The organism is Acinetobacter pragensis (assembly GCF_001605895.1).
Lineage (GTDB): Bacteria > Pseudomonadota > Gammaproteobacteria > Pseudomonadales > Moraxellaceae > Acinetobacter > Acinetobacter pragensis.
Genome location: NZ_LUAW01000038.1, coordinates 27,970 through 42,215, shown reverse-complemented (window position 1 = coordinate 42,215; position 14,246 = coordinate 27,970). Strand labels below are relative to the sequence as shown.

The following is a 14,246-nucleotide window of genomic DNA, read 5'->3' as shown; positions in this document are numbered from 1 at the left end:
CAGCTGGCAGGCTACCGCTTTTTTGAACAGCTGGATGAGATCCGAAGCAAAGGTAAAGAGCGGCTGCCGGCGCTTGAGGTCTACCACTATTGCATGCTATTGGGGTTCCATGGCAAATACCGTTTAGAATCAATAGAAAACCTGAATGTTCTTGCTTCGCGGGTCGGTGATGAAATTGACTATTTAAAAGGCAAGAAAGATTCATTTTCACCCTTTGCAGCCCTTCCTGATCAAATTAAACACATCATTCACCGCGAGCTGCCTTTCTTGTGGATTTTAATTTTCTGGCTTACTTTTTCATTGATTGCATTTACAGCCTTACATTTTATGCTAGACAGTCAAAGCGATAAGTCGTTTGCTAAATTCCAAAATATTATTGTTGCACCTGCAGAACAGGCTTATATCATTATCCATTTACCATAATAATAATTACTGTAAGAACCATAAAAATGGCAAACGAAAAACAAAATAACGTACGCATATTGCAATCGACTCAAAAAAAGCAGCTTCCTCCAATCGCTCATGCGGTTCTCGGTTTTTTTGCCGGTATTGCATTTATTGGCGCCGTTTTAATGTACATAAGTTTAAAAAATAATGACGGTAATTCAGCACTGCCTCAAACTCATTTACCGCAAGAGCAAGCGGCTCAGTCATCCATAAATTCTGAACATGCTGCTCCGTCAGTATTCTCCGCAGACGAAGACAAGGAAAATGAAATTAAATATGGTCAGCATTATGATGGCGATTTAATGAATGCCTTTAAGCATGAAAAAGAAGAAAAGCCATTGATTCAAAATGGTTCTCCATTTGAAAAAACCAAGCTGCATCCGCCAGCGCCCGCTGCAGTAAAAAACATACCATCTGACTTAAAGGCCAAGCCAGAAGCCTCTGTAAAAAAGATAAACCAAACAAAATCTATAGCTGTGACTTCAGCTATTCAAGTCCAAGCATCGATGGCGGCAGAACAGGAAACCATCAGCCCACAAGGTTCCGTACAAGTAACTGTGACGAAAACACTGGCTCCCATGAAAGAGCCTGCCATTATTCCATGATTATTTTGCTGAGCTGCAGCTTTTTAATTGCTGCATGCGCTATGGCGCTTTGGGTATCGTATGAATGCAGAAACTGGCTTCAGCAAACGATAAAGACCATATGTTCACGCAGTAAATCTCAACTGTTAACGGCAAAGCAATTCGCACAGCAGCTCAATACGGCAGCTTCACCTGATCAAATTCAGTCACATTGGCACTTGCAGCAGTGGTGGATCTTAATTGCCGGTTTTTTCCTATTCTCCAGTATCTTGCTGTACGCATTCACCCGCCCCATTACTGCATCTACCATTGAAACAGATTATTTAAAACAAACCGATCCGCAAATTTATGCCATGCTGGACGGCCAATTGCTGGATATCCCGCCAGAGGTGGATGATCTTCTGGTGCAGGAAGCCATTAATGATGCGATGGCTTTAGAAACTTCGGATTCTATTATTAAAGCGTCTCAAATTTCACCCTCTTTTGAAACAAATTCATCAGATGAAAATCTATTTGAGCATAATCATACAGATATTGCTTTAGCCGACCGTAAATGGAATAAAATCAATCCGCGCTACAAGCAGCGCCTGCTGATGGTCTTTAAAATTATGCGCGAACAGCATGGTTATGAGATGGTGCTTTTGGAAGGCTACCGCAGCCCAGAGCGTCAAAATTCACTGGCGCTGAATGTAAATACCACCCGTGCGCGCGGCTATCAAAGCTATCATCAATTTGGATTAGCTGCAGATGCAGCATTTAAGCGTAATGGAAAAGTTGTCATTTCAGAACGCGATCCTTGGGCAATGCGCGGATATCAGCTGTATGGCCAAGTATCTGAATCCGTCGGCTTAACCTGGGGCGGACGCTGGACATCTATACAGGACTATGGACACACGGAATACCGTATGCCCGGTCTGAAAAAAACGCAAGAAATGGCGGAACAGCTGACGTCAGAAGGCCAATTGCAGGCTGGAAATTTTGCGAATACGCCATAGAGTCATATCAGTGATTCAGTTATTGAGATACCTATGCAGCTGTTCCAAGACTTCCGCTGTTTTTTCTGCATGCAGCCAATGCCCGGCATCTTGAATATCCTGAATTTCCGCCAAAGGGAATTGGCGTGAAATTGCCTCTAGATATTCCGGTTTTCCAATATACGGTGATGCAGTTCCACGTAAAAATAATGCTGGTTTTAGCCATGCCGGCTGTTCTTCCCAGCTCAAAATATCTGCATAGTGCTTATATAGAGCTTGCACATTAAACAGCCACTGGCCTTTAGAAAAGGATTTTAACAAAAACTGAATCACCATTTCATCAGCCACAAACTTTTTCATTATTTCAATAGCCTGCTGACGTGTTTGAGGTTTTTCCTGTTCTACGGCAATTAACGCTTTAAAAATCTGATCATGATGGTTTTGCTGATAGGCAAACGGCGCAACATCTAAAATTGCCAGAGACTCGATACGCTCTGGTGCAAGATGCGCTGTACGCATCGCAATTTTGCCTCCCATGGAATGCCCGACTAAACTGACCTGCGGCAATCCTATTTGATCTAATGTTTCTACAATATCCTGTGCCATCAAGCCATAATTCATTTCCGCGGAATGTCCTGATTTCCCATGATTCCGCACATCCAGCTGTAAAACGGTGTGGGTTTTCATAAATGCGCGGGCCAGCATACCCAAATTGCTTAAACTTCCAAACAAGCCGTGAATGAATACAATTGGGGTATTTTTTGAGTCTGAATTTATCTGTAGTTCGTAATTAAGAATCATGCTGAGTGGGCTGGTTACTTGTATAGATATTGAATAATGATTGCTCGTAATTATTTAATCAATTGCCTTTTATAAATTTATTATTTTGCTTAGGCTATTTTAGAATGTAAAAAATTAAGCGGCCTGATTAAAATGCCAGACCGCTGAGCTGTTTTTTATCGGTAAAAATAGTTAAGAGGCAATTTTAAGTAGCGGATGCCATTTTCTTCAGCATTCGGCATTCGTCCGGCGTTCATATTAATTTGAATTGCTGGCAGAATCAGTTTAGGCATGCTCAAGGACGCGTCACGGCGGTTACGCATTTCGACAAATTCGATTTTTTGAACACCGTCATGTATATGAATATTTTCCGTTTTCTGCGCGTGAATTGAGGTTTCACAATGATATTGCTGACGTCCTTCGGGCAAATAGTCGTGACATAAAAATATCCGGGTTTGTTCAGGCAGCGCATAAAGCAGCTGCACAGAATCATATAATGCCGCTGCACTGCCCTTTGGAAAATCACACCGCGCTGTTCCATAATCCGGCATAAACAATGTATCGCCGACAAATACAGCATCTCCGATCACATAGCTGAGACAAGCCGGTGTATGGCCTGGTGTTGGGATATTAAAGGCATTCATTTCACCAATTTTAAAAGCGTCATGATCATCAAATAAATAATCAAACACCTGATTTGAGTTGAAGTACTTTATGTCAAAATTATAGATAGCGCTGAATACTTGCTGTACAGCGGCAATATTGTGGCTAATGGCAATTTTGCCGCCCGCCTGCTCTTTTATATATTGGGCTGCAGTCAAATGATCTGCATGCACATGGGTTTCCAAAATCCATTCTATGCTTAGGCTATTTTCCTGAATAAAAGCAAGAATTTGATCTGCATGCACTGTTGATGTAGTGGCCGAAGGTGCATCGTAATCTAAAACACTGTCAATCACAGCGCATTTTCTGCTTATTGGATCTGTCACCACGTAACTGAACGTGTTGGTATTTTTATCAAAAAAATCCTGCACCCACGGTTTTGTCATGATTAATTTCCTCTGGTCAAAATACGGTGCAGCCATACACCCATAAACATTGCAGCAATAAAATAAAGCGCTTGATAGTAACCTAATCCAATTAAACTAAAGCTGGGCGCAGGACAAATTCCAGCAATCCCCCATCCAATACCAAATAAACAGCTGCCAGCCATCAGCTTAGCATCTAAATGTTTGTTTTTAGGTAAATCAATCGCCTCACCATAGACCGTTTTTATTTCTGTATGACGGACAGCGCGCTGAAATGGAATAAAGGCCACTGCAATTGCGCCTGCCATCACAAACGCCAAACTAGGGTCCCATGAGCCAGCAATGTCTAGAAAGTTGAGTACTTTTTCAGGATTGGCCATGCCTGAAACCATCAAGCCTATTGCAAATAATCCGCCAAAAATAAATGCGAGGAAATTTTTCATGCTGAAACTCCCAGTACATGACGCATAACAAAGACCGTAAGCATGCCTGCTGCCATAAAAACAGCTGTCGCAATTACTGAGCGTTTTGAAAGGCGGCTGATGCCGCAGATGCCATGTCCGCTGGTACAGCCTGAACCTAGGCGTGTGCCGAAACCAACCAGCAAGCCTGCAATGATCATCATCCATGGACTTGCATTCAGTGTAATTTCAGGCTGTACAAAAATGCCGTATATGAATGGAACCGTGAAGAGCCCAAGCAAAAACCAAGTCGCGGGACGCTGCATCAAATGATTAGCATTAAATAGCTGCCCGACCAAACCGCTGATACCGGCAATTTTTCCATGCACATATAAATAGCCAACAGCCGATACTCCCAGCATGGCCCCCCCAATGAAAGCTAGTATGAAATCATGCATTCATTATTTCCCACAAAACAATATATGTTTTTATAATATGTTTTTTTCAGCAAAATTCAAGTGCTATTTCTTTTCCTTTTTTCTACCCTCTAGCACAAACTTGAGATTTAGCTTCAATTTGCCTCATCGAGCATGGTGATACTGAAGTCTAGATTTATTTTAATGCTTGAAACTACTGAATAATCATTTAATTTATCTTCTTTCAATAATTGATTGTTTATGTGAATTTAATAATTAAAAAATACGTTTGATTATTTCCCCGAGGATTTTTTAACTTTCTATTTTTTTAGTTAGATTTTCTAAACTAATTTTCCATAACACATCTCTTGCCATGCATCCTGCATATAGCAACATTTATGCTTCAAAATCCTTTAGGACTTTTTCTGCAAACCATTTCGGAAGCACTTTTAAACTTTGGTTCATCTTCAGAATTTCTGCTGATTCAATCTCTGCAATAAATGAGGCAACCTGTCCATCCGCAGAGTTATCAAAAATATAGGTGCGGTCTGCCGCTTCTATAGCTTGCATGAGCAAATCCATACTGCGTTGGTAACGTTCAATAATCTTCTGTTCAGGCACACCATGACCGCCTGTTTGTACCCGATATTTGACGCGGGCAATATTAATCAGAGGATCTACCGTAGACACAAAATACAAATATGTCTGATAGCCTTTATGCTTAGCGGTCTTTAAAAACTCGACCTTTGAAACATGCGGCATAACTGTTTCAAAGGTAAAGCTCACTTTTAAATCTAAAAATGCCAGCCGGATATAATCAATAATTCTAGCGCAAAGATAAGAGTCTATTTCACTGGCTTCAAACAGAATTTTCCATTCATCTAATATGGCGGGCTCTTTGGATAACAGCGGTCTGTATTCCCCTGCTTTGGGGCGTTTCTTTTGTTTCAGAAAATTCAGCAATTCATGCGAATTTAAAGCAGGATAGTAGCTCATTAAATCAATGCACTGGGTTTGATTCAGCTGCTGCTCCAGTTCATCCGCATTTAAATATGCCCCAATATGCTGGGGCAGTAAATATTCTTTGACGGTGCTTTTTCCAGAACCATTAGGCCCTGCAAACATCCTGATGCGAGGCTGCCGGGGCATGTATTATGCAGTTCCCTCAAATTTCTTCTTGCGCTTGAGTACTTTAGGTAAATGCTCTGCATCGACATAAGCTTGTGAGAGATCTTTCACAGCGGTTTCTTGGCCATTTTTATCACGGCGCATCAGTTGCTGATTCTTGGCATATACAACTTCCGAAGACGCGCAGGCGCGTTCAAAGGCATGACGGAAGGCATGAATTGCCAGTTTAGGAATCATATCATCTTCATACTTGCCGGCTTTGATGACTGAAGTGTAAGCTGTCATTCAACAACTCCTGAAATTAAACACCCTGTGTTGAATCTATCTTAGCATACTGGCTTCATTTGTCTATTTCTTCAACAGCAGCGCAGTTATTAAGAATCTTTAACCCAAGCGATGTGCTGAATCTTACGGCTATTTTTCTAAGCCCTTAAAATTAGCGGACATTAGAAATACGCATATTCCAACTGTCTTTTTTGAATAAAAAAAGCCACTTTTCAGTGGCTATCAGGGACCGGCATCAACATGATGCATTAAAGAAAAAATTGCTCAGCCAGGGATGCTGAACTTATCTTCTCTAACAATAGCTATGATAATTTGACCTGCTTATCATTACCGGCCTATTTTCTGTCATTTTCTGACAATTTCTATTTTCAGAATGATTTATTGCTTAATTTTTCCAGCACAAAACACCGCAGAGGTCATACCTGAACCACTTAAACTGTCCTGCTGCCTATTTAAATAGGACTCTGACGCCATCAGCATAATAGATGCCAATTCTAAATTTGCATTTTCTCTAGACAGTTTTGCGATTTGTTCATACGCATCTAAACGGTCACAAAAAGCCTGACTTTGCATTTTTGCATCGGCCTTTGAGTTTGGCTCATCTAAAATAGATTTAGTCTGCTGAATAATCTCTGTGTAGTGTTTGATCTGCTGATCATAATTCTGCTGTGTCAAAGTTTCTGCATGCGCAAAATTCATGGCACAAAAAAGAAGCATGGCAAGATTAAGCTTCATCGCCTTCTTTCCACACATCTTCATAATCATCAGCGTCAATCATAAAGCGATAGCCCGAATCGAGCGCTAGATACGGCAGTGCATCTGGAAATTCTTTTTCCAGCGCTTTTACCGTGATAATTTCAAAAAACTCTTCATTGTCGCCCAGCTCACCGCCGTAGATAAACCATGAGACTTTATTTTCATCCGGCAGTTTACGTAAACCGACGATTGGCTCTTTATTTAAAGTCTGCAGTGCAATGGCAACAACATCACTTTCATTAACAGGCAAATATGCAGAGCCAAATTCCTCGCATACCAGTTTTTGTTCTTCAATCAGCTCTCGATCCATAGTTCTCAGGCATTCATTGTGGATTTGAAAGCGCTATTGTATCCGATCAATATGTCAGATAGCCAATTTCACTTCAAAAACAAAAAACAAGTTCTGCTAGGACAAAATCCTAATTTCAAACTAAATTGCAAACTAAGTGATAGCCGCAATTTTTTATGGAATAAAACCGTTTCAGTACAAACTGCAGATCGCATTTTTCAGTGTATTTTCTGCAAAAACAGGAATGGCATTCTGCATAAAAAAAGCACTGGATTTGCCCAATGCTTTAATTTCGCTTTCAATAAAGAATCCGATTATTTATATACCGTCTTAAACTGCTGAAACAGTAAAGATTCTTGGCCATTCTTCAGCACGTAACGGGTTATTGTTCCTTTATCGGTCTCTAAGCTCATTGTAATTGACTGAGCTTCTTTTGGCCCTTGCACTTTCAGCGCTGCCATCAGTTTTACAGGAACCGTCACTGAAGTGCGTGAACGGTACATGCCTAATATCGGCTCCTGTTCAGTAGCCGCAGCTGGATCAAAGCCTAAAGTCTTTTGACCATTGCTGAAGCTGACATGCTTAATATTATAGTAATGGCTGACGCTGTTTAGGCTGATTGTCATATCAAGAACATCTTTTTTCTGTTCATTCCAGCTGACCATCACCGTTGGACATAATTCATTCGCTTCACACAGCGGCAAACCTCGAGTTCCAACATTTTCGCTTTCCGGCAACGATGCACAGCCTGAGACCAACAGCGTACCTAACATTAAGCTCATTAACTTTTTCATATTACCCTCTGTCAATTAATGAATTAAGCGCATTTCATTTTTTTCGTTCTAATGAACTCTTCTGAGCAAGAACTTACTACACCTTTCTATAAAGGAAAATCATTAATTGCAGCAATATGCGCTCATCTTCACGAAATCTCAGAGAATCTATCCAATTTAATGGTTTTTCTGCTTTTCACTTGCCTTTTATCTGATTTATTTCCGCACGGTTTGATCTCTCAGCAGAATCAATCTATGCTTTATTTTGATTTTGTAACAAAATAGAAAATTCAATCATGCCTGAAGAGATTTTCGCATTAATTGACATCAATAACTGCTATGTCAGCTGTGAGCGGGTTTTTAATCCATCCCTCAATGGCAAACCGGTAGTGGTTCTGTCTAATAATGATGGCTGTGTAGTATCCCGCAGCAGCGAAGCTAAAGCGCTGAACATCGGCATGGCTATGCCTTGGCATGAAGTACAAAATAATGCCCTGCAGGCAGGTGTACAGGTCTTTTCCAGCAACTACGCATTATACGCTGATATGTCGCAGCGCTTTTTTACAATTTTGGAACAGCATTTTAGCCTTGATGATCTAGAGCCGTATTCAATAGATGAATGCTTTATCCGCCTTAGCAGTTACCGCAGCATTCTCGATATGGAACAGCACTGCAGGCAAATCGTGCAAACCATTCAAAAATGGATAGGACTGCCCTGCTGTATCGGTATTGGCCGCAGTAAAACACAGGCAAAGCTGGCAAATTATTTTGCGAAAACCCATCATGGTTTTCATTCTGTCTGCAGCATGATTGACATGGATTTATGCGATACAGAGCATTTAATGATGCATACGCCCGTCTCTGAAATTTGGGGGATCGGGCGGAAAATTGGCAAAAAACTGGAAAGCTATAATATCCGCAGCTGCTATGATTTAACTTTTGCCAATGAACATCATCTCGCAAAGCAGTTCTCTGTACTGCTGGCCCGCACCATCCGTGAACTAAAAGGTCAATCCTGCATTGCTCTGGATGACCCCGGCATTCCATCTAAGCAAATCCTCTCTTCACGAAGTTTTGCTAAACCATTAACAGATAAAGAGATCATTAAACAAGCAATGATCTTTCATGTGAACCGTGCCCATAAACGATTGTCCAAACAGCAGCAGCTCTGTGCAGCGCTGCATATCACCCTGTATGAAAAAGTTCCCTATCCGCCCTATAAAAAGAGCCTTTCACACGCGATCGGCCTAGAGTATGCAACTGACGACCTGCTTACCATCAACCGTGCATGCCTGCATCAAATAGATGTTTTATTTAAAGAAAATACTAGATATGTTAAAGTTGCCGTGATGTTCAGCGCACTGTATGAGAAAAAGCTTCATACTTATGATTTATGGCAGCCGCTGGACAAAATTCAGCAGCGCGATCAGCTGATGAATACATTATCCGACATGAAAAACAGATATGGCCCCGACTGCATTCAAGCTGGATTTTCATCTGTACAGCAAACCTGGAAAATGAAGCAGGAACACCGCTCACCGCACTATACAACCTGCTGGAATGAACTGTTAAGCGTCCACTGATTGCAGGCCGTTACACAAATGATATGAACAGTTTTCGCCAATTGGGTTTAAAATAAAAAAAAACAGATAATTCTAAAAAATGTAATCTTTTAACATTGCCAATTGTCTGCAAAGTTTTCATTATACTGTTCAATTCTGGCACATACTTTCTACGTCAAATCAAAGAAATTATAAAAGAAATGTAGAATTTTATGCCATAATGAGCAAACTTTGCTGATATCTTGCAAAGTATTTTTGCAATTTTTAATTGGAGCAAGCTGAATGAGTTCGACCATATTGGTCATTCATGGACCGAATCTAAATTTGCTGGGACAGCGAGAACCGGAAGTTTACGGATACCTCACCCTTGAGGATATAAATCAGCAGCTCAATGTACAAGCGCAAAAAGCATCAATTTCTTTAAATACTTTCCAAAGCAACTGGGAAGGCGCAATTGTTGACCGCATTCATCGAGCACAGGTTGACGGCGTACAGTTCATCATTATCAATCCTGCGGCATTGACACATACGTCTGTTGCAGTGCGCGATGCCCTTCTTGGCGTAGCGATTCCATTTATTGAAGTTCACTTATCAAATGTACATGCGCGTGAAGCATTCCGCCATCATTCATATTTGTCGGATAAAGCCGTTGGCGTAATTTGCGGTTTAGGTGCAAAAGGCTATTTCGCCGCACTTGACTACGCTATCGAAAAAATCCAGCCATCTTTACAATCTTAAAATTAGGAATACTGTCTCATGGATATCCGTAAAATCAAGAAACTCATCGATTTGATGATTGAATCTGACTTACAGGCGATAGAAGTTAAAGAAGGCGATCAATCGATTGCTTTAACGCGTCGCAGTCCAATGGTTGCAGCAGCAGTTCCTGCAATGCCGGCGCCAGCAGCTTCAGCGGCTCCTGCTGCCAAAACGCCTCGCGGCGCTGTTGAAACTTCGCCAATGGTTGGGGTGTTCTATGCGGCTCCAAGTCCGGGTGAAGCGACATTTGTGAAAGTAGGCCAAACTGTTTCAGCAGGTGAAACTTTGGGCATTATTGAAGCAATGAAAATCATGAACCCGATTGAAGCCACTCAAAGCGGTGTAGTTGAAGAAATTTTAGTGAAAAACGGCGATGTCATCCAATTTGGCCAACCATTGTTCCGCTACCGCGCCTAAGACCTCGGGGATAAATAATGTTGCAAAAAGTTTTAATTGCAAATCGCGGTGAAATTGCCTTGCGCATCACCCGGGCCTGCAAAACTTTAGGAATTAAAACCGTTGGTATTTATTCCGATGCAGATAAAGACCTTATGCATTTACGTTTCTGTGATGAAGCGGTATGTATTGGTCCTGGTGCAAGCAGTGAAAGTTACCTGAACATTCCAGCGATTATTACCGCTGCAGAAATTACAGGTGCGGACGCCATTCACCCTGGCTATGGTTTTTTATCTGAAAACGCAGAATTTGCTGAAATTGTAGAAAGCTCAGGCTTTATCTTTATTGGCCCGCGTCCTGAACATATCCGCTTAATGGGGAACAAAGTTTCCGCCATTATTGCCATGAAAAAAGCTGGCGTTCCGACTGTTCCCGGTTGTGACCATGCTGTAACTATTCACAATGCCCTTGCAGAAGCCAAAGAAATCGGCTTTCCGCTGATTGTCAAAGCAGCCTCTGGCGGCGGCGGACGCGGTATGCGTATTGTTGAGCGTGTAGACACGTTGCTTGAATCTGTTCAAGCCGCACAGCGGGATGCTGAAATGTGGTTTGGCGATGATACGGTTTATATGGAACGCTTCCTGCAAAAACCGCGTCATGTCGAAGTTCAGATTCTGGGCGATGGCAACGGCCATGCTATCCATCTTTATGACCGTGACTGCTCGCTTCAGCGCCGCCACCAAAAAGTTTTGGAAGAAGCGCCAGCGCCAGGCCTGCCTGAAGAAGCGCGTGCTGACATCTTAGAGGCATGCGTCAACGCATGTAAATTGATGCAATACCGCGGTGCAGGAACATTTGAGTTCTTATTCGAAGACGGTGAATTCTTCTTTATTGAAATGAACACCCGCGTTCAGGTTGAACACCCAGTGACTGAAATGGTGACTGGCGTCGATATTATTGCGCAGCAGCTTCTTATTGCGGCAGGCTTAGGCTTGGACATTCAGCAAGAAGACGTGGTTTGCAAAGGCCATGCCATTGAATGCCGGATCAATGCTGAAGACCCGACTACGTTTATGCCGTCACCGGGTAAAATCGAACATTTCTATGCGCCAGGCGGTGCAGGAATCCGTTTAGACTCTCATATTTATCAAGGTTACAGCATTCCGCCCTACTACGATTCTATGATTGCGAAATTGATTGCTCACGGCAAAGACCGGGAAACATCAATTGCCCGTATGAAGCAAGCTTTGGAAGAAATGATCCTTACAGGCATTAAAACCAATATTCCGCTTCATAAGGACTTGATTCTTGAAGATAAAAAATTCACGAAGCATGCAATGGACATCCATTATCTGGAAAAACATTTGCTGAAACAGCTTGAAGGCCATGAAGACAAAGCATAAGCCTGACTGAATAAAAAACCGCTCAATGAGCGGTTTTTTTATTGCATATTGCAAAGCTTAATTATGGCAGTACACGGCGCAAAGTGGCAAAGCACTGCTCAGCTTTTTCATTGGCGCAAAAATTAATTGTGCTGGCATTTTCCCACTGTACATAATATTGTGAAATTTCACCTGTCTGATCCGTTTTATTGCCAGAACAGTCGGGCTCGTTATTGTCATATTTTACTTGTAAAACCAGTGCCGGCAATTGCGTGTCTTGATCTTGCGGCGGCTGATAATCATATAAACCAGAAGACCACTCAGCGCCGCTTTTAATCACAACATCATTATTGCTTTTAAAATTATAATATTCGATACATTTGCGGTTATTTGGTATTTCCATTCCCCATAGCCCGACAATTTCCGGACGTGTAGTCACGCGGAAATTATTAACAGCATTTGCCTGAACCTGATCTTCAGCATTTTGATTTTGTGTTAATTTTTTATTGTCAGCGGCCATTGCACCAGAAGCAAATATCATAAGTAAAACAGTTAAATATGTTTTTTTCATACGTTTATTCAGTCATATAAACCATGTGTAATAAATTACCACATTTTTTTATAAAACATTTATTTATCACCATTTTATAACAATTTTTTAAAGCTGAATAAATCACTGCTGATTTACTGCCGTTTTTATAATTTTCTTATCTTTTTTCAAAAAAAATCCTTTTTTTCATAATTTCTCCACATTCATCGCCAATTTATCGATTAAAATAATAAATTGATTAAACTTTAGTCTAAAGCATCGCTTTAGCTTAGGCTATTTACAGGAAGGGATTCATCCGCTTGCATTCTCTAGATTATCCATCTGCACCGATGACTACACAGACTAAAGCTTTTGCAATTGTTACCTCAGTCGTTTTTATATGCTGCCTGCTCGGAATCGTAACCCGTCCTCTCTCCTTTTTAGCTTTCTTTTGGCCAGCAAATGCGGCACTGCTGGCATTATTTATGCGCTTTCCCCAACTGAATGTTTTCAGTGGCTGGCTAGGCGCTTTTATTGCTTATATGATGGCAGATCTGCTGACTGGCAATTATTTTGAACTGACTTTGTTCTTGACGCTGTCAAATTTGCTGACAGTTGCAGTTTCTTTATTTTTTATCAATTATTTCAAAATTAATTACCGAAATTACAACAAAGGCTTCACCTTTCTCTATTTATTTGCAATCTGCGCATTTGCAGGCTGTTTAGCCGGCGCTGTATTTGCTGTATTTACTATTCCGCATGTCCCCAATACTTTTATGTCGACTGACCGCCTTTGGATAGATTTTGGCATGTGGTGGACAAGTGAATTGGTGAATGCCATTTTAATTATTCCTTTAATCTTAGCCATGCCGACATGGACAGAATTCAAGCATGCTGTTTACGATAGAAGACATAAGCAGTATCCGATTAGCCATATATTTCCACTCATTGCGATTTTCATTTGTGTGCTGATGACATATTTGCTTTCAGGGCCTGGAGCGCTTCTCTACCCGCTTGCAGCTCTAATTTGGGCAGCCTTGAGTTATCGGCTGTTTTCTGTGGCCGTCATCAATTTTGCTGTATTGCTGGCAACTTATCACAGCTTGAATCAATTTTATTTATCGGAATCTTCCGATGCTTATTTATCTACAGCGATTTCAGTGCGCATCGGTCTATGTATGCTGAGCTTGGCGCCGCTGATCCTCTGTATCATCAGCCAAAACCGCCACGAACTGTTTAAGCAAGTTTTATATTTGGCCAACCATGACAGCTTGACCCGCGCCATGACACGCCGATACTTTTTCCAGCAAAGTGAACAGCTGCTGCAAAATATAAAACGCCAGCCATTTTCAATCATTATGCTGGATATAGATCATTTCAAAAATTTGAATGACCAACATGGTCATTATGCTGGAGATTTGGTTCTGCAGCATTTTGCCCGGACGGTGCAGCACAATTTACGCAATAAGGATTTATTCGGCCGGATTGGCGGAGAAGAGTTTGTTATATTCTTACAGAACGTGAAATATCAGGAAGCTTATAATATTGCCGAACGCATTCGCAATGTCACTGAAAATTCGCCCATCAGCATCCATGGTAAGGCGCCTTTGCATATTACTGTCAGTATCGGCATTACGCATCAGGATGCTTTTGATACGGCTGAACATCCAACAATTCAAAGCCTAATCAATAATGCCGATGATGCTCTGTATCATGCCAAAGAACATGGCCGCAACCAAGTCGTCTCATTCAATTGA

18 protein-coding genes are annotated in these 14,246 nt (G+C 41.4%); 8 read left to right on the top strand and 10 right to left on the bottom strand.

The window, feature by feature from the left end; genetic code table 11:
* The 3 genes from AZH43_RS14905 to AZH43_RS14895 all read left to right on the top strand — a co-directional run.
* A partial coding sequence (locus tag AZH43_RS14905) for a DotU family type IV/VI secretion system protein (protein WP_171254480.1) occupies positions 1-423 on the top strand: 423 nt, incomplete at its 5' end.
* A 26-nt stretch (positions 424-449) separates the two neighbouring features.
* Positions 450-1,052 (top strand): hypothetical protein, encoded by a 603-nt coding sequence (locus AZH43_RS14900; protein WP_067671168.1) that lies wholly within the window; start codon positions 450-452, stop codon positions 1,050-1,052.
* Entirely contained in the window at positions 1,049-2,026 is a 978-nt protein-coding gene (locus AZH43_RS14895; protein ID WP_067671165.1) for a M15 family metallopeptidase, read from the top strand. The genes AZH43_RS14900 and AZH43_RS14895 overlap by 4 nt, the downstream gene beginning before the upstream one ends.
* Positions 2,027-2,041: 15 nt before the next feature.
* Here the strand turns inward: AZH43_RS14895 and AZH43_RS14890 are convergent, their stop codons facing one another.
* From AZH43_RS14890 to AZH43_RS14845, 9 genes are all read right to left on the bottom strand, one after another.
* Positions 2,042-2,806 carry an alpha/beta fold hydrolase gene (locus AZH43_RS14890; RefSeq protein WP_067671162.1) on the bottom strand — a complete coding sequence of 255 codons (765 nt, stop codon included), beginning with the start codon at positions 2,804-2,806 and terminating at the stop codon, positions 2,042-2,044.
* Between the two features lie 155 nt (positions 2,807-2,961).
* Positions 2,962-3,834, bottom strand: a complete 873-nt coding sequence (locus AZH43_RS14885; protein ID WP_067671159.1) for an MBL fold metallo-hydrolase — start codon at positions 3,832-3,834, stop codon at positions 2,962-2,964.
* 2 nt (positions 3,835-3,836) lie between these two features.
* The gene (locus AZH43_RS14880; protein ID WP_067671156.1) at positions 3,837-4,256 is read right to left on the bottom strand and encodes a DUF6691 family protein; all 420 of its coding nucleotides are present in this window, start codon (positions 4,254-4,256) and stop codon (positions 3,837-3,839) included.
* Positions 4,253-4,672 carry a YeeE/YedE family protein gene (locus tag AZH43_RS14875; RefSeq protein ID WP_067671153.1) on the bottom strand — a complete coding sequence of 140 codons (420 nt, stop codon included), beginning with the start codon at positions 4,670-4,672 and terminating at the stop codon, positions 4,253-4,255. The genes AZH43_RS14880 and AZH43_RS14875 overlap by 4 nt, the downstream gene beginning before the upstream one ends.
* A 354-nt stretch (positions 4,673-5,026) precedes the next feature.
* Entirely contained in the window at positions 5,027-5,779 is a 753-nt protein-coding gene (locus tag AZH43_RS14870; protein ID WP_067671150.1) for a zeta toxin family protein, read from the bottom strand.
* 3 nt (positions 5,780-5,782) lie between these two features.
* On the bottom strand, positions 5,783-6,043 hold the full coding sequence (locus tag AZH43_RS14865; protein WP_067671147.1) for a hypothetical protein: 261 nt from the start codon (positions 6,041-6,043) through the stop codon (positions 5,783-5,785).
* 378 nt (positions 6,044-6,421) lie between these two features.
* Positions 6,422-6,778 carry a hypothetical protein gene (locus AZH43_RS14860; protein WP_081406834.1) on the bottom strand — a complete coding sequence of 119 codons (357 nt, stop codon included), beginning with the start codon at positions 6,776-6,778 and terminating at the stop codon, positions 6,422-6,424.
* On the bottom strand, positions 6,768-7,109 hold the full coding sequence (locus tag AZH43_RS14855) for an immunity protein Imm33 domain-containing protein (RefSeq protein ID WP_067671140.1): 342 nt from the start codon (positions 7,107-7,109) through the stop codon (positions 6,768-6,770). Before AZH43_RS14855 ends, AZH43_RS14860 begins: the two co-directional genes overlap by 11 nt.
* A 293-nt stretch (positions 7,110-7,402) precedes the next feature.
* A complete protein-coding gene (locus AZH43_RS14845) occupies positions 7,403-7,870 on the bottom strand; it encodes a hypothetical protein (protein WP_227509824.1) in 468 nt (155 codons plus the stop codon).
* A gap of 287 nt (positions 7,871-8,157) precedes the next feature.
* On the opposite strand from AZH43_RS14845, the gene AZH43_RS14840 reads away from it, so the two are divergent.
* The 4 genes from AZH43_RS14840 to accC all read left to right on the top strand — a co-directional run bounded on the left by AZH43_RS14840 (position 8,158) and on the right by accC (position 11,981).
* Positions 8,158-9,444, top strand: coding sequence for a Y-family DNA polymerase (locus AZH43_RS14840; protein WP_067671132.1), 1,287 nt, complete (start codon positions 8,158-8,160; stop codon positions 9,442-9,444).
* 261 nt (positions 9,445-9,705) lie between these two features.
* On the top strand, positions 9,706-10,161 hold the full coding sequence (gene aroQ / locus AZH43_RS14835) for a type II 3-dehydroquinate dehydratase (protein WP_067671129.1): 456 nt from the start codon (positions 9,706-9,708) through the stop codon (positions 10,159-10,161).
* Positions 10,162-10,179: 18 nt separating this feature from the next.
* Positions 10,180-10,599: an acetyl-CoA carboxylase biotin carboxyl carrier protein gene (gene accB / locus AZH43_RS14830; RefSeq protein ID WP_067671126.1), complete on the top strand. Its 420-nt coding sequence runs from the start codon at positions 10,180-10,182 to the stop codon at positions 10,597-10,599.
* A 17-nt stretch (positions 10,600-10,616) separates the two neighbouring features.
* Positions 10,617-11,981 carry an acetyl-CoA carboxylase biotin carboxylase subunit gene (gene accC / locus AZH43_RS14825; RefSeq protein ID WP_067671123.1) on the top strand — a complete coding sequence of 455 codons (1,365 nt, stop codon included), beginning with the start codon at positions 10,617-10,619 and terminating at the stop codon, positions 11,979-11,981.
* Between the two features lie 61 nt (positions 11,982-12,042).
* Here accC and AZH43_RS14820 read toward each other — a convergent pair whose 3' ends face one another.
* A complete protein-coding gene (locus tag AZH43_RS14820; protein WP_067671120.1) occupies positions 12,043-12,531 on the bottom strand; it encodes a hypothetical protein in 489 nt (162 codons plus the stop codon).
* Positions 12,532-12,839: 308 nt separating this feature from the next.
* On the opposite strand from AZH43_RS14820, the gene AZH43_RS14815 reads away from it, so the two are divergent.
* The gene (locus tag AZH43_RS14815; protein ID WP_067671117.1) at positions 12,840-14,246 is read left to right on the top strand and encodes a sensor domain-containing diguanylate cyclase; all 1,407 of its coding nucleotides are present in this window, start codon (positions 12,840-12,842) and stop codon (positions 14,244-14,246) included.